Here is a 22,469-nt window from a genome sequence, read left to right as displayed (position 1 = left end):
ATACACTGGCGGAGACGCATTTATGCAAGGGCTTCAAGGCAACCCCACTCACCATCACGGTCTGCCCGACTATTCGATGATGGTCCTGCTGGTCGACGACCAGGCCATGATTGGTGAGGCCGTGCGCCGGGCGTTGAGCGAAGAGAGCGACATCGATTTCCACTTCTGCTCCGACCCGCAGCAAGCCTTGAGCGTGGCCCAGCAAATCAAACCGACCGTGATTCTGCAGGATCTGATCATGCCCGGCGTCGACGGCCTCGAACTGCTCGCCCAGTACCGTGCGGCGCCAGGCCTGCACGACGTGCCGATCATTGTCCTGTCGACCAAGGAAGACCCCAAGGTCAAGAGCGCGGCCTTCGCTGCAGGCGCCAACGACTACCTGGTCAAACTGCCCGATGTCATCGAGTTGCTGGCACGCATTCGCTACCACTCGCGCTCTTACCTGACGCTGTTGCAGCGTGACGAGGCCTATCGCGCCCTGCGCGAGAGCCAGCAGCAGTTGCTCGACACCAATCTGGTGCTGCAACGCCTGATCAAGTCCGACGGCCTGACCGGCCTGGCCAACCGCCGCTACTTCGACGAATACCTGGAGATCGAGTGGAGCCGGGCGCAGCGCGACCACAGTGAACTGTCCCTGCTGATGATCGACGTCGACTACTTCAAGGCCTACAACGATCAGCGTGGGCACGTCGCCGGTGACGAGGTGCTGCGCCGTGTTGGCGAGACCCTGCGCAGCAGCTGCACTCGCGCCACCGACCTGGCTGCGCGCTACGGCGGCGAGGAGTTCGCGGTGATCATGCCGGGCACAGCGGCAGGTGGCGCACGCCTGCAAGCCGAGAAAATCCGCCGCGCCGTCGAGGCCCTGGGCATTCCCCATGACCTGCCGAAACCTGGCTCGTCGATCAGCGTCAGCATCGGCGTCGCCACCATCCGCCCCTCAGCAGAACTGACACCGCTGAGCCTGGTGATCAAGGCTGACGAAGGCCTCTACCTGGCCAAGCACAGCGGGCGTAACCAGGTGGCGCACTCAGGGGAAGGCAACTGATCTGCGCCCCCAAAGGCCTGCCGGCCGATAACCGCCCACTTTCCACGCCCCTGCGTTCTTCCTCATAACCCCCTGCAGGCCGCAGCAGTGTTGACTCGGGCGGTGCCGCGAAGAACGCCGGCGCTACTATCGAGCTGTCGGCCGACGGCCGCTCAATTGACTGAATTAACCAGTTAGTACATTTTTCTGCAGCCGTCACAACAACAAGAGAAAACCTCATGACGCCCTGCATTCTTGTGCTCAATGGCCCCAACCTGAATCTGCTCGGAACACGTGAGCCTGCCACCTATGGCCACGAGACCCTCGCCGATATTTCACGCCTGTGCGCTGAAACTGCCGCCGAGCACGGCCTCAAGATCGAATTTCGCCAGACCAACCACGAAGGTGAACTGCTCGACTGGATCCACGCGGCCCGTGGTCGCTGCGCCGGCATTCTGATCAACCCGGCAGCCTGGACCCACACATCGGTCGCGATTCGCGACGCCCTGGTCGCCAGTGAGTTACCGGTGATCGAAGTGCACCTGTCCAACGTGCACAAGCGCGAGCCGTTCCGCCATCACTCCTTCGTCTCGTCTATCGCCGTGGGTGTCATCTGCGGCCTCGGCAGCCAGGGCTATCGCCTCGGCCTGCAGTACTTCAGCCAATTGCTCAAGGATTAAGCTCATGTCTGCGACTTCCCCCGGCATCCTTGCCGGCCTCATCGGCCAGGGCATTCAGGCCTCCCGCACCCCAGCGATGCACGAGCGCGAGGGCGATGCCCAGGGCCTGCGCTACCTCTACCGCCTGATCGATCTGGATCAGCTCGGCATGGATGTCAGCGACCTGCCCAAGTTGCTCGATTCCGCGCAGCACATGGGCTTCACCGGTCTCAACATCACCTTTCCCTGCAAGCAGGCGATCATCCCCCTGCTCGACGAGCTGTCGGACGAAGCGCGCGGTATCGGCGCCGTTAACACCGTCGTACTCAAGGATGGCAAGCGCATCGGCCACAACACCGATTGCCTGGGTTTTGCCGAGGGGTTCCGCCGCGGTCTTGGCGATGCTCCGCATCGTCATGTGGTGCAGATGGGGGCTGGCGGGGCTGGCGCAGCCGTGGCCCATGCTCTGCTCGCCGAGGGCGTGGAAAAACTGGTCATCTTCGAGGTCGAGCCGGGACGCGCGCAGGCCCTGGCCGACAATCTGAACACCCACTTCGGCAGCCAGCGCGCCGTGGCAGGTACGGACCTGGCTGCGGAAGTGGCCGCCGCCGATGGCCTGGTCAACACCACTCCGGTGGGCATGGCCAAACTGCCGGGCACGCCGCTGCCAGCGGAATACCTGCACGCCGGTCTGTGGGTTGCCGAGATCATCTATTTCCCGCTCGAGACCGAGCTGCTGCGCCACGCTCGCGCACTGGGCTGCCGCACGCTGGACGGCGGCAACATGGCAGTATTCCAGGCCGTCAAAGCCTTCGAACTGCTGAGCGGTCGACCGGCAGATGCCGAACGCATGCAGGCGCATTTCGCCAGTTTTCGTTAAGCAGAACCTGGGCAGGGTGCGCCATGCGCACCACTGCTCGCCCGCTCCTAGCCCAGCACTGGCTTGAGCAACGCCTGCGCTTCGTAAAGCGGTGTGAGATAGCGCTGGCGCATTTCGTTGATCTCCATGCGCGATGCATGAGTCGTCAGCGCCATCGCCGCCTTGAGCTCGCCGTTACGACTGCGTAGCGGCACTCCCAGCACACGCATCCCGACCTCATATTCACCATCGACCGTGCAGTAGCCCTGGCGATTTATCTTGTCCAGTTCTTCGCGAAACTGCTCGGGGTCGGTCTGGGTATAGGGTGTCAGGCTGCGCAGCTCCACACGCTGCAAGTACTGATCGAGCTCATCTGCCGGCAGGCTGGCCAGCCAGATGCGTCCACTGGCTGTGCAGTAAAGCGGCATACGCGCCCCCGGACGAATCGACAGTGACGAAATATGGCTGTAGCGGCTGCGCACGATATGCACGATATCGTCGCCATCGCGTACGCCAACCGAGATGTGCTCGCCGGTAATACGCGCGACCTGCTCGACGATCGGTCGCAGCATCAGCGGCAACTGCGCGGAATCCACGTACGCCTGACCGATACGCAGTGCCTTGGCCGTCAACCAGTAGTGACGCCCGTCCGTTTCCGCAAATCCCTCATGCACCAGCGTCAGCAGAAAGCGCCGCGCCGCACTGCTGGTCATGCCACATCGACGCGCAGCGTCCGGCACCGTCAGCCTTGGCGTCTCCACGCTGAACAGCTGCATCAATGCCAACCCCTTTTGCAGCCCCGCAATCAGGTCGCGTGGATGGATCACTGGCGTCTTCATATCGGCCCTAATTCTGGCAGGTAATGCGATTATCGCACTGCCAATGCGATAAACAATCTAAACCTCGATCTGCTGTGTTGTGAGTGCACCGGGCCAACCGCACCATTGCGCTCAACAACAACTCCAATAAGCAGGCAGATTGCATGGTCAACGGCACTACGGAACTGGTCGCGATCGTGGGTTCCCCCATCGCCCAGGTCAAATCTCCGGAAAACTTCAATCGCTGGTTCAGCGACAACGCACTCGACCGGGTGATGCTGCCGATCGATATCAGCGCAGAAAAACTGACCGTCTTCCTCGACACCCTGCGTGGCTGGCAGAACCTGCGCGGCTGCGTCGTCACCATCCCTTACAAGCAGCAGGTCGTCGAACACCTCGATGAGCTCAGCGAACGTGCCAGTGCTCTGCGCTCGGTCAACGTGATTCGCCGTGAAGCGGACGGACGCCTGATTGGCGATAACGTCGATGGCGAGGGATTTCTCAATGCTGCGCGCCAGCAAGGCTTCGACGCCAAGGGCAAACGAGCACTGGTGATCGGTGCCGGCGGCGTAGGCAGCGCGATCGCCTATTCGCTCTGCCAGGCGGGGGTCTCGGCCCTGAGCCTGTTCGATGTCAGCGCCGAGCGCACGGCGCAGCTGGCGCAGCTGTTGACCGGCGCCTTCCCCGACCTCCCGGTACAGACCCACCTCGACAGCCTGAGCGAGTTCGACCTGGTTGCCAACGCCTCGCCGGTGGGCATGGGCGACAGCGGCGAGCTGCCCTTGCCGCCGGTGCTGATGCACAGCCTGCCGGCCACGGCCCACGTCGCCGATGTCGTCACCGCCCCTGAAATCACGCCACTGCTGGCACTGGCCAAAGCGCGTGGCTGCAGCATCCAGACCGGTCCGCAAATGGCCCTGGCGCAGGCCGGCAACCTCGGACATTTCATGGGCGCAACCGCACTGGTTCTGTGAGGAATAGACGATGAACGCTGCCACGAAAACCGCTGCTCTAAGCTCCACTTCGGCCAATGCCCAGATCTATGACCTGATCGTACTGGGCAGCGGCGCTGCTGGCTTCGCGGCCGCTACCACCGCCGCCTGCCACGGACTCAAGGTACTGATGGTGGAAAAGGCCTCGACCTACGGTGGTACCTCGGCCATCTCGGGCGGAGCGATATGGCTCTACGGCACCGATCAGGCCAGGGCCGCGGGCGTGCAAGACAGCCCCGAAGCGATGCGCGAGTACCTGCGGCACGTGATCGGCGCCGGCTACGATGCCGAACTGATCGATACCTTCATCGAGCGTGGCCATGAGGCGCTGCGCTGGCTGCAAGCCAACACCGAGTTGAGCTACAGCCTGCGCCCCCACTCTCCTGACTACTACCCCGATGCCCCCGGTGGCACAGAGCGCGGCCGCGCACTGGAAATCGACGAGTACGACGGCAATCGCCTGGGCGAGCACTTCGCCAGGCTGCGCATGCCACCAGCCGGAATGCTGTTGTTCGGCGGCATGATGGTCAACCGCGTCGATATCCAGCACTTCCTCAGTTTCCGTCGCTCGCCGGCCTCGCTGTGGCACTGCGTCAAGCTGATGAGTCGCTATGCACGGGATCGCCTGCGTCATCCGCGAGGTACCCGGCTGACCACGGGCAATGCCCTGATCGCGCGCCTGGCCACCAGCGCATTCGCCAAGGGTGTCGAGCTCTGGCTGGACAGTCAGGCACAGGAGTTGATCGTCGAGGACGGCGCCGTGCGTGGCGCCAGGATCATCCGCGACGGGCACAGGCTCGAGGTTCGCTCACGCGGCGGCGTGCTCTGTGCCATGGGTGGCTTCGCAGCCGGTCAGATGGCTGCCGAGTTCCGCCCGCACAGCGAAGCAGCGCATCTGACCATGTCGCCACCCGGCAACATCGGCGACGGCCTGCGCCTGGGCGCAACGGTCAAGGCAGCTGCGGGCGAAGGCCTGGCCGCCAACTTCTTCTGGGCACCGGTTTCCGAGGCCGTGCATGCCAGCGGCGAACGTGAGCGCTTCCCGCACCTGGTCACCGATCGTGCCAAGCCCGGGGTGATCGCCGTGAACAAGGCCGCACAGCGCTTCGTCAATGAGTCCAACTCCTACCATCACTTCGTGCAAACCATGTTCGCCACGGGCAACACCAGTTGCTGGCTGATCTGCGACTCGACCGCGATGAGCCGCTATGGACTGGGCCTGGCCCGCCCCAGCCCGGTGGACAACAGCGCGTTGATTGCCTCCGGCTACCTCAAACAAGGCGCGACCATCGAACAACTGGCGAAGGATCTCGGCCTCGAGCCACTCGCGCTACGCCAGACCCTGGAGCGCTACAACAGCGACGCTCGCGAAGGGCTCGACCGCGCCTTCAACAAAGGTGGCAACAGTTACAACCGCTACATGGGCGACCCGGCTCATCGCCCCAACGCCTGTCTGGCACCGCTGGAGCGGGGCCCCTTCTACGCCATTGCCATCCACACCGGCGATCTGGGCTCGGCACGCGGCCTGCGCACTGACAGCCACGCCAATGTTCTGGACCAGCATGGCCGCCCCATCGAAGGCCTGTATGCCGGTGGCAACGACATGAATTCGATCATGGACGGTACCTACCCCGGCCCCGGCATCACCCTGGGCCCCGGCCTGACCTTCGGCTATATCGCCGCCACCCATGTCGCCGAGCGTCTTGCTTCGCTCACCAAGACCGCCAAGGAGTAATTCCATGTTCTATGAAATGCGCACCTACACCCTCAAACCCACCCGCATGGCCGACTGGCTGGCGCTGTACCAGAGCGATGCTCTGGCCGTGCAGACCGAGCACCTGGGTCAGTTGGTGGGTTTCTTCACCACCGAGTTCGGTGAAGCCAACCAGGTGGTGCACATCTGGGCCTATGACAGCCTCGACGAACGCACCCGACGTCGGGCGGCAATGGCTGCCGATCCGCGCTGGGGTGCCTTCAGCCGCAAGAACAAGGAGCTGGATGCGGTCGTCACCCTGGAATCACGCATGCTGCGCCCCACCGGTTTCTCGCCCATGCAGTGAGCGGTGCAACCCAAGCTGCTCCCAACAACGACGCCTTCTGAACCGAGCTCGCCCATGCATAACAACAACACAAGGCAGGCCATGCATACTCTCGACTGCGACGTACTGGTCATCGGCTCCGGCGCTGCCGGTCTGGCCACTGCGGTAACGGCGGCAGAACACGGCCTGCGCGTGGTGGTTGCGGAGAAGGCCGCGCAACTGGGCGGCACCAGCGCCTGGTCCGGCGGCTGGCTGTGGGTGCCACGCAACCCGCTGGCCAGGGCCGAAGGGCTGCTCGAGGAGGAGGACGCCCCCGAACGCTACCTGCGCGAACAGACGCAGCGCCAGCAACTCGATGAGCGCCAGCTGACCTACCTGCAGCGCGGCCCGGAAATGATCGAGTTCTTCCACACGCGCACCGCCACACAGTTCTATTGCGGCAGCCGCATGCCGGACATGCGCGACGGTAATGGCTCTGCTGTCGGTGGCCGCTCGTTGTGCGCCCTGCCCTTCGACGGCCGGCTGCTTGGCCAGACTCTGCAGCGCATGCGCACGCCGCTGGACATCGTCAGCCTGTTTGGCATGGGCATCGCCGGGGGCAACGACATGGCGGCCTTCTTCAATTCACGCCGCTCGCCACGGGCCGCCATTCACGTGGCCCGACGCCTGCTGCAGCACCTGCGCGACCGCCTGCTGCATGGTCGTGGTGTGCACCTGGTCAATGGCAACGCACTGGTGGCGCGTCTGCTGCACAGCGCACTGGACCGCCAGGTCGAGTTGATCACCAGCAGCCCGGCTCGCCGACTGCTAAGCGACCAGGGGCGAGTCTCTGGCGCCGTACTGCAACAACCAGAGGGAGACCTGCAGGTCAACGCCAGACTCGGCGTGGTCCTGGCCTGCGGCGGCTTTCCCCATGACCGTCAGCGCATCGCACAGTTGATCCCCCATGCACGCGATGGCAGCGCGCACCACAGCGCCGCCCCGGTCGAGAACAGCGGTGACGGTCTGCGCCTGGGCGAAGCTGCCGGTGCGGTGGTCGATACCCAGCTGCCCCATGCTGCGGCCTGGGCACCGGTGTCTCGGGTGCCACGGCGCGACGGCAGCATCGGCAACTTCCCGCACCTGATAGACCGGGCCAAGCCGGGGTTCATTGCCGTGCGCCGGGATGGCAAACGCTTTGCCAACGAAGCCAACTGCTATCACGACTTCATGAATGCACTGATCGAGGCGACGCCGGACGGCGAGCCCATCGAAGCCTGGCTGATCTGCGATGCCAGCGCCCGCTGGCGATACGGCATCGGCTGGGCCAAACCACTGCCGTTCAGCGATCGCTATTACCAGCGTTGCGGCTACCTGCAGAGCGCCGCCGATGCCACCGAACTGGCAGCTCGCTGCAACATTGATGCGGCAGCGCTACAGAGCACGCTCGAGCGCTTCAACCGCTTTGCCAGTCAGGGGCAGGACCCTGATTTCCAACGTGGCCACTCCACCTACAACCGCGCTCAAGGCGAGGTCCTGCAACGCCCTAACCCGTCCTTGCGGGCCCTGCATGGACGGCTCTACGCAGTGAAGCTGCACCCCGGCAGCCTGGGCACCTTCGCCGGCCTGCGGACCGACGCCGCGGCACGCGTGCTGAACAACCTTGGCCAACCAATTGCCGGACTGTTCGCCGCAGGCAACGACATGAGCAGCGTGATGGCCGGCCATTACCCCAGCGGCGGTATCACTCTCGGCCCCGCCATGACCTTCGGCTACCTCGCAGGTCTCGCCCTGGCCAACGCCTCACTGCCTGTCGAGACACCACCCCACTGATCAGGCGCAACGCCGAACTTCAATCGAATCGCGACAAAGGTCCGCCCCGACCTCGACAGGGGCTCACAACAACAACCGATGGAGAAGATCCACATGTTCAAGTCCCTAATGGCTGGCGCAGCTCTCGGAATCAGCGCCCTCACCACCGCACTCCCTACACACGCAGCCTACCCCGAGCGCAGCATTCAGGCTGTCGTCCCCTGGGGCGCAGGCGGAGCGACCGACAACGTGATGCGCAGCCTGAGCAGCCACGTGGAGAGAGAACTCGGCACCAAACTGGTGATCACCAACCGGCCCGGCGGCACTGCGCTGATCGGCGGCAACTACGTCAAGCAACAACGTGCCAATGGTTACACCCTGTTGCTGGGGGCGGAGAACCCGCAGCTGTATCAGGTGATGGGCCTGGCGGACTTCGATTACAGCGCCTTCTATCCCGTCAGCATCATTGCCCAGAACAGTGTCCTGATCGCTGTGAAGGCGGACAGCCCATGGCAGACCCTGGATGATCTGCTCAATGCCATTCGCCAGGGCGAGGGCAACATCCGTATGGGCAGCACCGGTGTCGGCGCCCTGCAGAACACCGTGTTCTCGATGTTCCGCGCCGTCGAGGATCTGAAGGTCCGTGAAGTCAACTTCCAGGGCGAAGGCCCGATCGTCAGCGCGCTGCTTGGCGGCCACATCGACTTTACCCCGCTGTCCTTCGCAGCCAGCAAGGAGATGGTCGCCTCCGGCAAGTTCCGCGCCCTGGCCGTTTTTGCCACCGAAGAAATGCCCGAACTACCAGGCGTAGAACCCGTCACCAAGACCATGCCTGCACTGGCCCAGTACCTGCCATGGGGCCCGTTCTATGGCGTTTTCGTGCACAAGGACACTCCGGACGAAATCAAGCAGGTGCTGGTCCAGGCCTATGCCAAGGCAGTGGCCAGCGATGACTACCAGGCCTTCCTGAGGAATTTTGGCGCCCAGACCCTGAACATTCATGGCGACGAGGCCGAAGCCTTCCTCAAGCGCTGGCAGTCGGTCACCACCTGGTCGATGTACAAGGCCAAGGCCGTTGCCATCTCGCCGGCCTCGGTCGGCATTGCCCAGCCGTAATACGGAAAAAGCCCCTGGCACTAAGGTGACAGGGGCTTGCCGCTATCGATTGCAATGCTGGGGTTAACGCTGAACGTAGCGCAGTACCGACTCGCAGATCATGTCCTTGTGCCGCTGCTTGAGCTCGTCGTCCTGGAAGTCGACGGCGAAGATGTGCCCGAAGGTGTGACGGTTCGAGACCCGATAGAAACAGAACGAGCTCATCAGCAGGTGCACATCCAGCACGTCGATGTCGGGGCGGAAGACGCCCTCCTCGACACCACGGCGCAGGGTCTTGCCCAGGGTGTCGAGTACCACGTTGCTCATCTGGCGAATGTCCGGAGACTGCTTCACGTACTCGCCGTAATGGATGTTCTCGATGCTGACGATACGCACGAAGTCGACGTTGCGGTCATGGTGGTCGAAGGTGAACTCCACCAGTCGGCGAATAGCCAGTACCGGTGGCAGCGATACCAGATCGAGGCGGCTCTCAGTGCCGCGAATGTCACCGTAGAGCTTTACCAGCACCTCGAGATAGAGCTGCTCCTTGCTGCCGAAGTAGTAGTAGATCATCCGCTTAGACGTCGCCGTGCGCTCGGCGATGGCATCCACGCGGGCACCGGAGAGCCCCTGCTGAACGAACTCCGTGATGGCGGCCTGAAGGATGCTTTCACGGGTTTTTTCCGGGTTGTTCTTGCGTGCCTTGCGTACCACCTCGGTAGGTGGCGCGCCCAGGCTGGCGGCGGCTTCGGTCATACGGCAATGGTCTTTTTTATAGGTATGGATGGAACGGATTATGGCAGGCCGCATGGACTCTGGGCAGCGGCCCCACAGCGGGGCCGCACCAGGCCACGATCAGAGCCGCGGCTTCTTCAGCGAGCCGCTGCGCGCCTTGGCCATCGCCGCCAGACGGACGGCGACGTTGGCCGCACCGTAGCCGACATAGCCATTCTTGCGCTGGATGATTTCGAAGAAGAAGCGCTCCTCGAACGGCTCGGTGTAAACGTGGAACAACTCACCGCCCTGGGCATCGCGGTCATACAACACGTTGTAGTAAGCCAGCTCACTGAGAAACTCGTCGTCGAAGTCGAAGCGCGCAGCCAGGTCGTCGTAATAGTTCAGCGGGATTTCCAGCAGCGGCACACCCGCCTCCTTGGCCCGCGCCACCTCGGCGAAGATGTCCTCGCAGGAGAACGCGATGTGATGCACCCCGGAACCACGGTAGCTGGACAGCGCATGAGCGATGGCCGTGTTGCGGTTCTCCGAGATGTTCAGCGGCAGGCGTATCGAACTGCAGCGACTGCGGATCGCCCGGCTTTTCACCAGACCATAGGGATCGGGCAGCACCACTTCGTCGTCCGCCTCGAAGTCCAGCAGGCTCTTGTAGAACAGCACCCAGCTGTCCATGGACTCGGCCGGCAACGCCAACGCCATATGGTCGATACGCTGCAAGCCACCGCTGGCCTGGGCCTTGGTATCCAGAGTGAAATCGGTGTCGTAGATGGTCTGTCCTTCTGCGCCCTGCTCGACCAAGTAGATCAGGCTGCCATCCGGCGCGCGTACCGACGGAATCTCGCGCTCGTTGGGCCCCACCAGGCCGCGATAGGGCTGGCCGCGATAATCGCAGGCGCGCTGCAAGGCATCGGCGCCATTCTTGACCCGCAGCGCCGTGGCGCACAGCGACGGGCCATGGGACTCGAAGAAGTTGTGGGCAAAGGAGTACGGCTCGGCATTGAGCACGATGTTGATATCGCCCTGACGCAGCAGGCTGACATCCTTGGAACGATGCTGCCCGGCATGGGCGAAACCCAGACGCTCCAGCCAACCGGCCAGGCGCGCGCCGACAGCCTCGTCGACGGCGAATTCGAGAAACTCCACACCATCGTAGCGATGCGCCGAAGGTGGGGTGAACAGCACGCCCTCTTCGATCTGATAGCCGTCCTTGTGCAGACGGTTGTGGGTTTTCTCCTCGAGATAGAGCAACGAGCGCAGGCCGTCCGCCGCATTCTGCCGGGGCGGCGCGGCGCGGAAACCATCATTGAAGATTTCCAGTGACAACGGGCCGCGATAGCCGCTACGCAGAATCGGCGCGAGGAACCCGGCCAGGTCGAACTCGCCCTGCCCCGGGAAGCAGCGGAAGTGGCGGCTCCACTCCAGCACGTCCATGGCCAGGATCGGCGCATCGGCCATCTGCACGAAGAAGATCTTGTCGCCGGGAATGTCGGCAATCGCTGCCGGGTCGCCCTTCAGCGACAGGGTGTGGAAGCTGTCGAGAATCATCCCGACGGCCGAGTGGTCGGCCTGGCGCACCAGATTCCACACCTGTTGATAGGTATTGACGTGACGCCCCCAGGCCAGGGCCTCGTAACCGATGCGCAGGCCGCGTGCACCGGCACGCTCGCCAAGCAGGCGCAGGTCGTCGATCAGAATTTCCTCGTCGCCCAGCGAGTCGGCGGCGACGTTGCTGCACACCAGCACCAGATCGGTACCCAGTTCCTGCATCAGATCGAACTTGCGCTCGGCGCGGTCGAGGTTGCGCTGCAAGCGGTCGCGGCGGCAGCCCTCGAAGTCACGGAACGGCTGGAACAGGGTGATAGCGATGCCGAGGTCGGCGCAGCGCTTGCGAATTTCGCTGGGGCTGCCGTCGTAGTAGAGCAGGTCGTTCTCGAAAATTTCCACACCATCGAAACCGGCGGCGGCGATGGCTTCGAGCTTTTCTGGCAGGGTACCGCTAAGGGAAACGGTGGCAATTGAACGCTGCATAGACGGCTCCGGGCAGGCGGCGCCGTGCAGGGTCGAGAGAGGACAAAAGCATACTCGTGGGCCCTCAATCGAACAATTGGTCGGCGCTCATGGATTGTTCGTAGCCTGGATTATTGGCAGGGCCCGGAAGATCGGCAACGCAAAATGAACGAACTGGTTAGTTTTCTGTTCGATAATCGAACAGCCATTATTTTCCTGATTGGTAGTGAGCGTCAGCCGGACTAATCGAGCGCCGCTGGAGCAGCTCTGTAGCCCGGATGAAATCCGGGGCGGTTTGGTATGCCACCGATCTTTCCCGGAGTTCATCCGGGCTACCCGTTTGGCTGAGCATCGTTGCTAATCAGGTTATTTTTTGGCCTGGCGCCTGCTTTGCCAGGCCGCAGCAAGACCGCTGACACAAATGATCAGGATGCCGATCAGCGCCGTGGTGTCTGGCATATGCTGGAACACCAGCAGTCCCAGCAGCCCGGCAAACACGATCTGCACGTAACCGAAGGGCGCCAGCAGTGCGGGGGCAGCATGCCGGAATGCATGGGTCAGCAGCAGGTGCGCAGCCATGCCGCAACCACCCAGCGCCAGCATCATCAGGCCATGGGTCAGGCTCGGCACCTGCCAGACGAAGGGCACCAACAGGCTCATCACCAATGTGTTGACCAGGCCGGCGAAGAAGTTGCTGGTCGTCGCACTGTCCACTTCACTGAGGCGCCGGGTCAGGATCTGGTAGCAGCTGAAGCACAGGGCTGCGCTCAACGGCAGCAGCACGGCGGGCGTGAACAGGCTGCCGCCCGGATGCACGATGACCAGCACGCCGACGAAGCCGACGATGACCGCAGCCCACTGCCCGGCAGTGACTCGCTCGCCGAGCAGCGGCACCGACAACGCCGTTACCAGCAAGGGCGCGAGAAAGATCACCGACGTGGCCTCAGCCAGTGGAATAAACATCAGGCCAGTGGTGAACAGCAGGCTGACGCCCAACAGACACAAGGCCCGCACCACCTGCAGCCCCGGACGCTTAGTACGCAGCACGCGCAAGCCCGACTGCGGCAGAAAGATCCCGGCCATCAGCAAGGTGTGCACCAGGTAGCGCGCCCAGACGATAAGGATGATCGGATAGAAGCCCGACAGGTACTTGGACATGGCGTCATGGCTGGCGAACAGGAAGGTCGCCAGTACCATCAGGCCAATCCCCTTGAGCGGGTGATTGGCACCGGATAGCGGTGTGGAGCTCATTGAGTACTCGGAGTGCGGGCCAGCCGCTGGAAGCATAGGTAGGTAACTAACTATACAGCCGTCGCTCGGTTGCCGCCTATGCCCCGGATGACACTGCTTGACCGGCGCAGACAGGCGGCAGCCATCGGTTACAGCAGGCTCAGCAGCTTGAGGGTCTTGTCCATGGCCATTTGCGCACGTTGCTGGGCGCTGACGCCCTGCTCGAGCAACTGCCGGGTCGGAATTTCCAGGCTCAGGGCAATGGTCGGTGGCAGCGCGCGCAACAGACCGAGCAGGTCACTATCGCCATCGCCCGGGAAGCGCCGCTCATTGCGCGCCTGGCGCAGAATTTCGTCCATGTCGTCCGGGCGCGGACCATTGACATCACACAGCTGCGCATAACGCATGCGCGCTGCCGGGACCTGCGCCAGATCTGCCAGGCTCGACCCGGAGCGATCGAAGTGAAAGGCGTCGACCAGAATGCACCCGTTGGGACCACCGGCAGCCTCGACGATCCGCCTGGCCTGGGTCAGGTCACGAGCATTGGTCCAGGGCATGAATTCCAGGTGCGGGAACAGGCCAAACGGCGCCGCCAGATCGCACACCGCCGCGAAATTTTCGGTCAGTCGGGCCTCATCGGGATCATTGCCGGCGATTAGTACGTCGCTGGCACCGAACTCTGCGCCTACTTCGAAAATCGCCTTGAAGTCGCTGATCTGGGTTTCGGGCTTCAGACGCAGAATCTCGATATCCGCCACCTTGATCCCCGTATCACGCAGGCGCTGGAGAGTCTGTCCTCGCAGGCCGGCGTCGGCCATCAGCGGGAAATGGTGCTCCTCCGCAGTGGCCGGCACCAGGCGCAACCCAACGTGGCTGTAACCGGTACGCGCAGCGACTTCGACCATCTCCGGCGGGGAGACCTCGAGCACGGTCAGGGCGGCCAGGGAAAGAATACGTTCGCTCATGATGATCCTCTGAATCAGATGGTTTCGGGGATACAGGCGCGGCCGCTCTCGGCTGCCTGACGAATGGCTTCGACCAGCGCCAGCGTGCGTCCGGCATCCACGGCACTGATCAACGGATGGGCCAGCCCGCGGGCGACTTCGACGAAGTGGCGCAACTGGCACAGCAGTGCCTCTTCGGCCACGACCGCCTCCTGCGCCTGCAGCAGAGGCTGATGCCAGCCACCGCCGTCTTGTGCGTAGTGCCAGCGCCTCAGTTGCGGAATGCTCAGCGAGCCACGGGTACCGGCCAGCAGGTAGCAGGGCTGATCGGCCTGGCGCGGATAGACCGGGTTCTCCCCGGAGTCCAGCTCCCAGCTCCAGGGTGCGGCAACCGCGTCGGAGCCAGTCAGGCTGCCCAGCGCGCCGCTCTCGAACTGCAGCACTATGGCTGCGCAGTCTTCGTTGGCGAAGCCACGTACCCCGTTGCTGGTGATGGCCTGCACTTGACGGACCTCACCACACAGGTGACGCAACAGGTCGAGGTCATGAATCAGGTTGGTCAGCAGCATTCCGGCCCCCGCTTCACGGCGCCAGGGAATGTCGTAATAGCTGTCGGGCTTCTGCAACTGCCACAAGGCGGTCACGGTGGTCAGTCGCCCCAGCGCGCCCTGCTCGATCAACTCGCGCGCACGGACGATCAGTGGGTTGTGCCGCCGATGATGACCGACCAGCACAGGCACGCCCGCACTCTCGCTGGCGGCGACCAGCTCGCGGACTTCGTCCAGATGCACGCCAACCGGTTTTTCCAGCAGCACCGGTACACCGGCGGCGATGCAATCGAGCGCCGTGCCGACATGCAGGGCATTGGGGTTGGCGACGATGACGGCCTGCGGCTTGGCCTGCTCCAGCATCTGCCGATGATCGCTGAAGCAAGGTACTGCGCATTCAGCGGCGAACGCTGCGGCCTGCGGACCGGGATCGGCGATGGCGCACAGCTGCGCGTCGCTCAGGTTGCGCAGGTGCTGGTAATGCTGGCGGCCCATGACGCCGGCACCAATCAAGGCAATACGCAAGGGGCTGGTCACGCGGTGGTCCTCTTGTTGTCGTTCTCGCGCGGCTACGCTGGCTGGATAGGCCAGGCGCAGATCTTTTAATATTTAGAACTTAGTTCCATAATTTACGCAAGACGAAAATGCAGCTGATGCTGCGCAAGCAGAAACCGACGCGAGACTCGTGGGGTGCGCCATGCGCACCGCGCCTTGATCGCAATCGAATTGCTGATCCGCAATGAGCTTCAGCCGGACTGATCGAGCGCCGCTGGTGCAGCCCCGTAGCCCGGATGAAATCCGGGGCGCTTTGCTATGCCGCCCGATCTTTCCCGGGTTTCATCCGGGCTATCCGCTTGGCTGGGCGTCGTTGCTAATCAGCATCGGATCTGGGATCAGGCACGCAGACGGTGCCGCGAAGGACGCCGATGCGCGGCTGAAGCCGCTCCTACGATGGGCTGGGCGTGTCGCTTACTACCTGCTCAGGCGAACAGTTCGGAGGCCGGGCTGGCGGCAGACAGTTCGGCGGCGGCAGCCAGCAGGTCTTGCGCCAGCTGTTCGATACGCGCCAGCGACAGGCGCGCGCTGGGCCCGGCAATGCTGAGCACACCGATGACCCGCCCTTCGACAGGGTGGCGCACCACAGCAGCCAGCGCCGCCGTGCCCAGCGAGGAACTCTCCATCACCCAGGCGTAACCCTGCTGACGCGCGAGCGCCAGGCGCTGCAGCAACGCTTGCTCACTGCGCGGCGCGTTGGGCCCCAGCTCGTCCATGTCGACGACACCCTGGCGTCGCACCAGCTGCAATGCCTCGGCATCACTCATGCTGGCCAGCCAGGCATGCCCTGAGGCGGTGTAGAACAGCGGCGCATCACGGCCCATATCCGGGTCATAGCGCAGGCCGGAACGGGCGCCCTGGCTCTTGGCGATCCAGGTCTGCCGCTCGCCCTCGGTCACGCCCAGGCGCACCAGCTCACCGCTGCTCTGGGCCAGGCCATCGAGGATCGGCTGCACCACGTCAGCGCCGCTATTGCCCAGATAACGGAAGCCCAGCGCTACCAGCTTGGTGGATAGCCGATAGCGACTGGTGGTCGCGTCCTGCCGTACATAGCCCAGGCGAATCAGCTCCGCGAGCATGCGATGCGTGGCGCTTTTGGGGATATCCAGCTCATCGGCCAGGGCTTGCATCTGCATGCCACGGGCATCGCCAGTGAGGCTTTCGAGAAGGCTTAGCGCGCGTTCGATCTGACTACCGGCCATGAGAGGTTCCTGAAAAATTTGCGCCGATTCTAAGAGACAAGGCCTTGGCGATGCGAGCCGGAGCGCGGCCTGCCTCTGGATGCATGGCCACGGACGCGCGATACTGCCGGCCCAGCATAATGTACTAACTGGTTCGTTCTTGTTCGATTATCGAACGGAACCCCGTTTAACGAATTGAAATGGCCCGCCTGGTCGGCCCACTATTCCGACCACGCCTGAAAGCGAAGTGATCTTCTGCCCGGTGCATCACGCTTCGCCTGTTTCAGTAGCCAATAAATATAAGAAGGTCGATTGCCATGTCACAGCCTATGCACCTGCGTGCTCGCCCTACCCCCAGCTCGTTGCTCGACGACTGGTCGTCCCTCTCCACGCTAGCCATGCCCGTACTCGCGCCTGTCACCCCCGACACGCCGGGGCACTGCCGGCCGCGCCTGATCAGCACGCTGATAGCCAAACTGCGGCCTGCAGCTGCGGCCTGAAGACGCCCCACCCACCCCATTTCTGTCGGAGCAATGGCATGAACAAGACAGACAAGATGCTGGTCGGCGAGCGCACGTTCTGCGTACTGCTGCTGGTCGCGAGCCTGGTGATTTTCTATCTGGCCTACCAGATATCCGGACTCACCTCGGTCAATTCTCCCGGCGCCTTTCCTATCGGCGTCTCGCTGGTAATGATCCTCTCAGCCGTGAAGATCACCCTCGAGATGTTCGGCAAGGCCAAACCTGATTGCAACGGCTGGCTGGATGCCTTCCAGCAGTTTCGCAATGCCCACTTCCCCAGGCGCACCCTGGTCTTCGGCCTGCTGGCCGTGGCGTACCTGGCGGCCATTCAATGGGCCAGTTTCTACGTCAGTACCTTCTTCTTCCTGGTGCTGTCGATCGTCTACCTGCGCAGCGGCCGTGTACTCAACGCGATTGTGATCGCAGGCCTTCTGCTGGTTCTGATCTATCTGCTGTTCAGCCTGGCGTTCAGCGTTTACCTGCCATAACGAGGCACCCGAGATGAGCGATACCCTTTCCTATCTGCTGATGGCCTGGAGTGACCCGCAGTTGCTGATGCTGACTGCGCTGGGCACCTTTGCCGGTATTTACATCGGCGCCATTCCGGGTCTTTCGGTGACCATGGCAGTGTCCATCCTGGTGTCCTTCACCTTTTCCTGGGATGTGAACGACGCTCTGGCCCTGATCGTCGGTATCTTCATCGGCGGCGTGTACGGTGGTTCGCGCAGCGCAATCCTGCTGAACATCCCCGGCGCGCCCTCCTCGGTAGCCACGGCATTCGACGGTTACCCATTGGCGCAACAGGGTGAAGCCGGACGCGCCATCGGCCTGAGCACCGTGATGTCGGTAGTCGGCGGTATTGTCGGCACCCTCATGCTGGCCAGTGCAGCCCCGCTGATCGGCGACCTGGCACTGCGCTTCGCGCCGCGTGACTACTTCCTGGTCGCGACTATCGGCCTGCTGCTGGTTGGCAGCCTGGCCGAAGGCTCGCTGGCCAAGGGCATCTTCGCTGCGGCACTGGGTGCGGTGATCGGCCTGGTAGGCATGGACCCGGTTACCGCCGAAGGCCGCTTCACCCTCGGCCAGGTGGAACTGATGGGCGGCATCCACTACGTGGTGCTGATGATCGGCCTGTTCGGTGTCGCCGAAGCCTTCTATCAACTGCACAACCTGGACAATCCGGTGATCCGCCAGAAGGTGGACAAGATTCTCCCTTCCTTCGCCATGGTGCTGAAATTCCTGCCGCTGTCGATTCGCACCTCGGTCATCGGCGTAGTCGTCGGCGTACTACCGGGGGTCGGTGGCGATATCGCCGCGCTGATGGCCTACGACCATGCCAAGCGGACGGTGAAGAACCCGACCAAACCTTTCGGCAAGGGCGCCTACGAAGGCCTGGTGGCCCCGGAAACCGCCAACAGCGCCGCAGTCGGCGGCGCCTATGTACCGATGCTGACCCTGGGCATGCCCGGTGACGCAGTGACTGCCGTGATCATCGGCGCCCTGGTGGTGCACGGCCTCAATCCCGGCCCGATGCTGATGGTGGAAAACCCGCACATCTTCTACTTCACCGTGGGCAACCTGCTGCTGGCCAACGTGTTTCTGATGATCTTCGGCCTGATGGGCATCAAGCTCTTCGCCAAGTTCGTGGAAATGCCCAAGGCCGTGCTCATCCCCCTGATCCTGGTGCTCTGCGTGGTCGGCACCTACTCGATCAACAGCAGCATGACCGAGGTGTACTGGATGCTCGGCTTTGGCTTGCTGGGCTACCTGTTGAAGATCTTCGGCATGCAGATGGGGCCGATCATCCTGGGTGCCATTCTCGGCCCGCTGATGGATACCTCCTATCGCCAGGCCATGTCTTCGGCGGGCGACAACCCGGCAGAACTGCTGCAGGGTCTGGTCAGCAGCCCGCTGTCGCTGATTCTCACCGCTGCGGTGCTGCTGATCCTGCTGGGCAACACCTCGCTGCTGAAGAAACTCAAACGCAAGCTCAGCCCTGCCTCGGCACGCGGCTGACCTCTGGTTCTACAAGGCACGCCCCGGCCTACAGGGGCTCACAACAACAACCGATGGAGAGTCTCCACATGTTCAAATCGCTACTGACTGGCGCCGCTCTCGGACTCAGCGCCCTCACCATGGCTCTGCCAGCCCATGCCGAGTACCCCGAGCGCAACATCCAGGCGGTCATTCCATGGGGCGCAGGCGGCGCCACCGACAACGTCATGCGCAGCCTGACCCCTTATGTGGAGAAGGAGCTTGGCGGCAAGTTCGTCCTCAACAACCGTCCGGGCGGCACTGCCGTGATCGGCAGTACCTTCGTCAAGACTCAGCGCCCTGATGGCTACACCGTACTGCTCGGCGCGGAAAACCCGCAGCTGTACAAGGTGCTGAAACTGGCCGACTTCGACTATGCCGACTTCTACCCGGTCAGCATCATCGGCCAGAACGTGGTGGTGATCGCCGCCAACGCCGACGCCCCGTTCAACAACATGGCCGAGCTGCTGGCCGCTGCCAAGGCCAACCCGGACACCCTGCGCATGGGTTCCACTGGCGCCGGCGGCCTGCCGAGCACCGTCAGCGCAATGATCAACGCAGTCGACGAGCTGAAAGTGCGCGAAGTGACCTTCGGTGGCGACGGCCCCGGCATCACTGCCCTGATGGGCAACCACATCGACTTCATGCCGCTGAGCCTGGCTGCCGCACGCGAACTGGTGCGCAGCGGCAAGCTCAAGGCCCTGGCCGTGTTCGCCACCGAGGAAACCCCGGAGCTGCCGGGCGTTGAGCCTATCACCAAGGCGCTGCCGGCCATCGCCGAGTACCTGCCGTGGGGCCCGTTCTGGGGTGCCTTCGTACGCAAGGACACGCCGGATGACGTCAAGCAGAAGCTGGTCGATGCCTACGCCAAGGCCGTGGCCAACCCCGAGTTCCAGGGCTTCCTGAAGAACTTCGGCGCACAAAGCCTGAACCTCAATGGTGCAGAGGCCGAGGAATTCCTCAAGCGCTGGCAGTCGGTCACCACCTGGTCGATGTACAAGGCCAACGCCATCGAGATCGCCCCGGATTCGGTCGGCATTCCCAAGCCCTGATCCCCTCCTGCGGGTGCCGTCCGGCACCCGCATCCTCGCTCAGCGATGCTGACGAAAATCCTTGGGCGCCATGCCCGTGCCGCGCTTGAAAAAACGCGAGAAGTAACCCGGCTCGGAAAACCCCAGGCTGTCTGAAACGGCACTCACCGTCATCGTGGTGTACACCAGACAACGCTTGGCCTCGAGCAACAGGCGCTGATTGATCAGTTGCAACGCAGACTGCCCGGCCAGACGCCGGCATAACGCATTGAGGTGAGCCGCGCTGATGCCCAGACGCGAAGCGTAATGCTCGATGGGCAGATGCTCGCGAAAGTGCGTTTCGAGCAATTGCACGAATGCCTGTACATGCTCACGCCCTCGCCCATCCGTTGGCTCCTGAGTCTCGCTTCGCGCCAGCTGGCGCCGTGCCACAGCAACCAGCAGAACGCTTATCAGCGACTGCAGCATCAGTTCTCGTGCAGGCTGCAGGCTGCCGTACTCCTGACTGATCGACTCGAACAGCGCATCCAGATAACGCCGTTGCTCGTCCACCTCATAACACACCGGCGCCTGCAACCATTGCAGCCCCAGAGGCTGCGCCAGTTGCTCGACCAGCGGCTGCGCCAGGCTCAGCACGTAGCCCTGAACATCGTGGGAAAAGCGAAAACCGTGGACGCACAGCGCCGGCACGATCTGCAACGAAGCACGCTGTACCTGGCGCACTTGTCCCTCGATTTCCAGCTGCGCTTCACCCGCCTGCACATAGAGCAGCTGCAGCAGATCACCATGGCGATGCGGCTTGATCTCCCAACCGTGCAGTTGGCTGCGCTCGGGGATCGACTCGCAGTGGATGAGATCAGGCGTGGGCCATGCAGACGTCTCACCATAGAGTTTGAACACCGGCACCAGAGGCGTTTTCGAAGCGGGCATGGCCAGGCTCTCAAATCATCGAAAAGTCCAAGAATCCTTTTCGATATTGCCTTCTAACCGGTCATCCATCCACAAAAAATACAGGCCTGAGCGAGTGAATCGGCACACAGCCGAACACCTACTGGAGAACAATAATGAACACTCAGGTCGCCATCATCGGCGCAGGTCCGTCCGGCCTGCTGCTCGGTCAACTGCTGCATAACGCCGGCATCGACAACATCATCCTCGAACGCCAGAGCCCGGATTACGTACTCGGCCGCATCCGTGCCGGTGTGCTCGAACAGGGCATGGTCGATCTTCTGCGCGAGGCCGGCGTTGCCGCACGCATGGATCGCGAAGGCCTGCCGCACGACGGTTTCCAGCTGGCCTTCGACGGCCGCTGCGAACGCATCGATCTCAAGGGCCTGACCGGCGGCAAGAGCGTCATGGTCTATGGCCAGACCGAGGTCACCCGCGATCTCATGGAGGCTCGTCAGGCCAGTGGCGCTATCACCCTGTACAACGCCAGCCAGGTGCAGCTGCACGAACTCAAGGGCGAACGACCCTATCTGACGTTCGAACATGAAGGTCGCAGCCAGCGCCTGGAATGCGATTACATCGCCGGTTGCGACGGTTTCCACGGCGTATCGCGGCAGTCCATACCGGCAGGAGTGCTCAAGGAGTTCGAACGGGTCTACCCGTTTGGCTGGCTGGGCATTCTCGCGGACACCCCACCGGTGCATGACGAACTGATCTACGCCAACCATGAGCGCGGCTTTGCCCTGTGCAGCATGCGCTCGCCGACGCGCACCCGCTATTACGTGCAGGTCGCCGCCGAAGAAAAGGTCGAAGACTGGTCCGACGAGCGCTTCTGGGACGAACTCAAACGCCGCCTGCCAGAGCAGGTGTCCAGCCAACTGGTCACCGGGCCATCGATCGAGAAGAGCATCGCGCCGCTGCGCAGCTTCGTCGTCGAGCCGATGCAGTACGGGCGCCTGTTCCTGCTCGGTGACGCCGCGCATATCGTTCCGCCGACCGGCGCCAAAGGCCTCAACCTCGCGGCCAGCGACGTCAGCACGCTCTATCGCATTCTGCTCAAGGTCTATCGCGAGGGCCGGGGCGAACTGCTCGAGCGTTACTCGGCCATCTGCCTGCGGCGTATCTGGAAAGCCGAACGTTTCTCCTGGTGGATGACCTCGATGCTGCATCGTTTTCCGGACACAGATGCCTTCAGCCGCCGCATGCAGGAAACCGAGCTGGACTACTTCGTCAGCTCCGAAGCCGGACGCAGAACCATCGCCGAGAACTATGTCGGCCTGCCCTACGAAGCCATCGAAGAGGCCTGATACACAGTATTCGCCCGGCACCTTCGCGCAAGGTCCGGGCCTACGCAATTCGTTCGTTTATCGCACACTAAGTCGTTAATCGAATTGAATAGCCCTTCGCTAACTCGCACCATGCGAACAGCGAATCCTAGCGGCGGCAGTATTGCAGCCG

General features: G+C 62.9%; 20 protein-coding genes. 12 read left to right on the top strand and 8 right to left on the bottom strand.

Annotated features, from left to right (window positions below):
• The first annotated feature begins 22 nt into the window (after positions 1-22).
• The 3 genes from ACJRW5_RS17255 (at position 23) to ACJRW5_RS17245 (ending at position 2,563) form a co-directional block, all read left to right on the top strand.
• Complete coding sequence (locus ACJRW5_RS17255) at positions 23-1,045, top strand: diguanylate cyclase (RefSeq protein WP_484571715.1); 1,023 nt, start codon at positions 23-25, stop codon at positions 1,043-1,045.
• 218 nt (positions 1,046-1,263) lie between these two features.
• Entirely contained in the window at positions 1,264-1,704 is a 441-nt protein-coding gene (gene aroQ / locus ACJRW5_RS17250) for a type II 3-dehydroquinate dehydratase (protein ID WP_484571714.1), read from the top strand.
• A gap of 4 nt (positions 1,705-1,708) precedes the next feature.
• Positions 1,709-2,563, top strand: a complete 855-nt coding sequence (locus ACJRW5_RS17245) for a shikimate dehydrogenase (protein ID WP_484571713.1) — start codon at positions 1,709-1,711, stop codon at positions 2,561-2,563.
• Positions 2,564-2,610: 47 nt separating this feature from the next.
• Here ACJRW5_RS17245 and ACJRW5_RS17240 read toward each other — a convergent pair whose 3' ends face one another.
• On the bottom strand, positions 2,611-3,381 hold the full coding sequence (locus tag ACJRW5_RS17240) for an IclR family transcriptional regulator domain-containing protein (protein ID WP_484571712.1): 771 nt from the start codon (positions 3,379-3,381) through the stop codon (positions 2,611-2,613).
• A 143-nt stretch (positions 3,382-3,524) separates the two neighbouring features.
• Here ACJRW5_RS17240 and ACJRW5_RS17235 point away from each other — a divergent pair, with 143 nt between their 5' ends.
• The 5 genes from ACJRW5_RS17235 to ACJRW5_RS17215 all read left to right on the top strand — a co-directional run bounded on the left by ACJRW5_RS17235 (position 3,525) and on the right by ACJRW5_RS17215 (position 9,298).
• Positions 3,525-4,334, top strand: a complete 810-nt coding sequence (locus ACJRW5_RS17235; protein ID WP_484571711.1) for a shikimate dehydrogenase family protein — start codon at positions 3,525-3,527, stop codon at positions 4,332-4,334.
• A gap of 10 nt (positions 4,335-4,344) precedes the next feature.
• On the top strand, positions 4,345-6,087 hold the full coding sequence (locus ACJRW5_RS17230; protein WP_484571710.1) for an FAD-binding protein: 1,743 nt from the start codon (positions 4,345-4,347) through the stop codon (positions 6,085-6,087).
• A 4-nt stretch (positions 6,088-6,091) separates the two neighbouring features.
• Positions 6,092-6,412, top strand: a complete 321-nt coding sequence (locus tag ACJRW5_RS17225; protein WP_484571709.1) for an NIPSNAP family protein — start codon at positions 6,092-6,094, stop codon at positions 6,410-6,412.
• A gap of 54 nt (positions 6,413-6,466) precedes the next feature.
• The gene (locus ACJRW5_RS17220; protein ID WP_484571708.1) at positions 6,467-8,203 is read left to right on the top strand and encodes an FAD-dependent oxidoreductase; all 1,737 of its coding nucleotides are present in this window, start codon (positions 6,467-6,469) and stop codon (positions 8,201-8,203) included.
• Positions 8,204-8,296: 93 nt separating this feature from the next.
• Positions 8,297-9,298: a tripartite tricarboxylate transporter substrate binding protein gene (locus tag ACJRW5_RS17215; protein ID WP_484571707.1), complete on the top strand. Its 1,002-nt coding sequence runs from the start codon at positions 8,297-8,299 to the stop codon at positions 9,296-9,298.
• A gap of 63 nt (positions 9,299-9,361) precedes the next feature.
• Here the strand turns inward: ACJRW5_RS17215 and ACJRW5_RS17210 are convergent, their stop codons facing one another.
• From ACJRW5_RS17210 to ACJRW5_RS17185, 6 genes are all read right to left on the bottom strand, one after another.
• Complete coding sequence (locus ACJRW5_RS17210; RefSeq protein WP_484571706.1) at positions 9,362-10,033, bottom strand: TetR/AcrR family transcriptional regulator; 672 nt, start codon at positions 10,031-10,033, stop codon at positions 9,362-9,364.
• A gap of 99 nt (positions 10,034-10,132) precedes the next feature.
• Positions 10,133-12,040, bottom strand: a complete 1,908-nt coding sequence (gene quiC, locus ACJRW5_RS17205) for a 3-dehydroshikimate dehydratase QuiC (protein ID WP_484571705.1) — start codon at positions 12,038-12,040, stop codon at positions 10,133-10,135.
• A 345-nt stretch (positions 12,041-12,385) separates the two neighbouring features.
• On the bottom strand, positions 12,386-13,270 hold the full coding sequence (locus ACJRW5_RS17200) for a DMT family transporter (RefSeq protein ID WP_484571704.1): 885 nt from the start codon (positions 13,268-13,270) through the stop codon (positions 12,386-12,388).
• A 128-nt stretch (positions 13,271-13,398) separates the two neighbouring features.
• On the bottom strand, positions 13,399-14,214 hold the full coding sequence (locus ACJRW5_RS17195; protein WP_484571703.1) for a sugar phosphate isomerase/epimerase family protein: 816 nt from the start codon (positions 14,212-14,214) through the stop codon (positions 13,399-13,401).
• Positions 14,215-14,228: 14 nt separating this feature from the next.
• A complete protein-coding gene (locus ACJRW5_RS17190) occupies positions 14,229-15,278 on the bottom strand; it encodes a Gfo/Idh/MocA family protein (protein WP_484571702.1) in 1,050 nt (349 codons plus the stop codon).
• Positions 15,279-15,721: 443 nt separating this feature from the next.
• Positions 15,722-16,498 (bottom strand): IclR family transcriptional regulator, encoded by a 777-nt coding sequence (locus tag ACJRW5_RS17185; protein WP_484571701.1) that lies wholly within the window; start codon positions 16,496-16,498, stop codon positions 15,722-15,724.
• A 517-nt stretch (positions 16,499-17,015) separates the two neighbouring features.
• Between ACJRW5_RS17185 and ACJRW5_RS17180 the strand changes: the two genes are divergently transcribed.
• From ACJRW5_RS17180 to ACJRW5_RS17170, 3 genes are all read left to right on the top strand, one after another.
• A complete protein-coding gene (locus ACJRW5_RS17180; protein WP_484571700.1) occupies positions 17,016-17,486 on the top strand; it encodes a tripartite tricarboxylate transporter TctB family protein in 471 nt (156 codons plus the stop codon).
• A 13-nt stretch (positions 17,487-17,499) separates the two neighbouring features.
• Entirely contained in the window at positions 17,500-19,014 is a 1,515-nt protein-coding gene (locus ACJRW5_RS17175; RefSeq protein ID WP_484571699.1) for a tripartite tricarboxylate transporter permease, read from the top strand.
• Between the two features lie 68 nt (positions 19,015-19,082).
• The gene (locus ACJRW5_RS17170) at positions 19,083-20,084 is read left to right on the top strand and encodes a tripartite tricarboxylate transporter substrate binding protein (RefSeq protein WP_484571698.1); all 1,002 of its coding nucleotides are present in this window, start codon (positions 19,083-19,085) and stop codon (positions 20,082-20,084) included.
• 39 nt (positions 20,085-20,123) lie between these two features.
• Here ACJRW5_RS17170 and ACJRW5_RS17165 read toward each other — a convergent pair whose 3' ends face one another.
• On the bottom strand, positions 20,124-20,993 hold the full coding sequence (locus ACJRW5_RS17165; protein WP_484571697.1) for a helix-turn-helix domain-containing protein: 870 nt from the start codon (positions 20,991-20,993) through the stop codon (positions 20,124-20,126).
• Positions 20,994-21,127: 134 nt separating this feature from the next.
• Here ACJRW5_RS17165 and pobA point away from each other — a divergent pair, with 134 nt between their 5' ends.
• Positions 21,128-22,318: a 4-hydroxybenzoate 3-monooxygenase gene (gene pobA, locus ACJRW5_RS17160; protein WP_484571696.1), complete on the top strand. Its 1,191-nt coding sequence runs from the start codon at positions 21,128-21,130 to the stop codon at positions 22,316-22,318.
• Positions 22,319-22,469: the final 151 nt, after the last annotated feature.

This window comes from Pseudomonas pichavaramensis (assembly GCF_050473265.1).
Classification (GTDB): Bacteria; Pseudomonadota; Gammaproteobacteria; order Pseudomonadales; family Pseudomonadaceae; genus Aquipseudomonas.
The sequence above is the reverse complement of the archived record's forward strand: the minus strand, read 5'-3'. Positions and strand labels throughout refer to the sequence as shown.

Coding starts and splice junctions, on each gene's coding strand:
- ACJRW5_RS17240 (WP_484571712.1), bottom strand. CDS start 3,381: ATGAAGACGCCAGTGATCCATCCACGCGACCTGATTGCGGGGCTGCAA.
- aroQ (WP_484571714.1), top strand. CDS start 1,264: ATGACGCCCTGCATTCTTGTGCTCAATGGCCCCAACCTGAATCTGCTC.
- ACJRW5_RS17175 (WP_484571699.1), top strand. CDS start 17,500: ATGAGCGATACCCTTTCCTATCTGCTGATGGCCTGGAGTGACCCGCAG.
- ACJRW5_RS17245 (WP_484571713.1), top strand. CDS start 1,709: ATGTCTGCGACTTCCCCCGGCATCCTTGCCGGCCTCATCGGCCAGGGC.
- ACJRW5_RS17215 (WP_484571707.1), top strand. CDS start 8,297: ATGTTCAAGTCCCTAATGGCTGGCGCAGCTCTCGGAATCAGCGCCCTC.
- ACJRW5_RS17195 (WP_484571703.1), bottom strand. CDS start 14,214: ATGAGCGAACGTATTCTTTCCCTGGCCGCCCTGACCGTGCTCGAGGTC.
- ACJRW5_RS17185 (WP_484571701.1), bottom strand. CDS start 16,498: ATGGCCGGTAGTCAGATCGAACGCGCGCTAAGCCTTCTCGAAAGCCTC.
- ACJRW5_RS17210 (WP_484571706.1), bottom strand. CDS start 10,033: ATGACCGAAGCCGCCGCCAGCCTGGGCGCGCCACCTACCGAGGTGGTA.
- ACJRW5_RS17200 (WP_484571704.1), bottom strand. CDS start 13,270: ATGAGCTCCACACCGCTATCCGGTGCCAATCACCCGCTCAAGGGGATT.
- ACJRW5_RS17225 (WP_484571709.1), top strand. CDS start 6,092: ATGTTCTATGAAATGCGCACCTACACCCTCAAACCCACCCGCATGGCC.
- ACJRW5_RS17235 (WP_484571711.1), top strand. CDS start 3,525: ATGGTCAACGGCACTACGGAACTGGTCGCGATCGTGGGTTCCCCCATC.
- ACJRW5_RS17180 (WP_484571700.1), top strand. CDS start 17,016: ATGAACAAGACAGACAAGATGCTGGTCGGCGAGCGCACGTTCTGCGTA.
- quiC (WP_484571705.1), bottom strand. CDS start 12,040: ATGCAGCGTTCAATTGCCACCGTTTCCCTTAGCGGTACCCTGCCAGAA.
- pobA (WP_484571696.1), top strand. CDS start 21,128: ATGAACACTCAGGTCGCCATCATCGGCGCAGGTCCGTCCGGCCTGCTG.
- ACJRW5_RS17220 (WP_484571708.1), top strand. CDS start 6,467: ATGCATAACAACAACACAAGGCAGGCCATGCATACTCTCGACTGCGAC.
- ACJRW5_RS17170 (WP_484571698.1), top strand. CDS start 19,083: ATGTTCAAATCGCTACTGACTGGCGCCGCTCTCGGACTCAGCGCCCTC.
- ACJRW5_RS17255 (WP_484571715.1), top strand. CDS start 23: ATGCAAGGGCTTCAAGGCAACCCCACTCACCATCACGGTCTGCCCGAC.
- ACJRW5_RS17230 (WP_484571710.1), top strand. CDS start 4,345: ATGAACGCTGCCACGAAAACCGCTGCTCTAAGCTCCACTTCGGCCAAT.
- ACJRW5_RS17165 (WP_484571697.1), bottom strand. CDS start 20,993: ATGCCCGCTTCGAAAACGCCTCTGGTGCCGGTGTTCAAACTCTATGGT.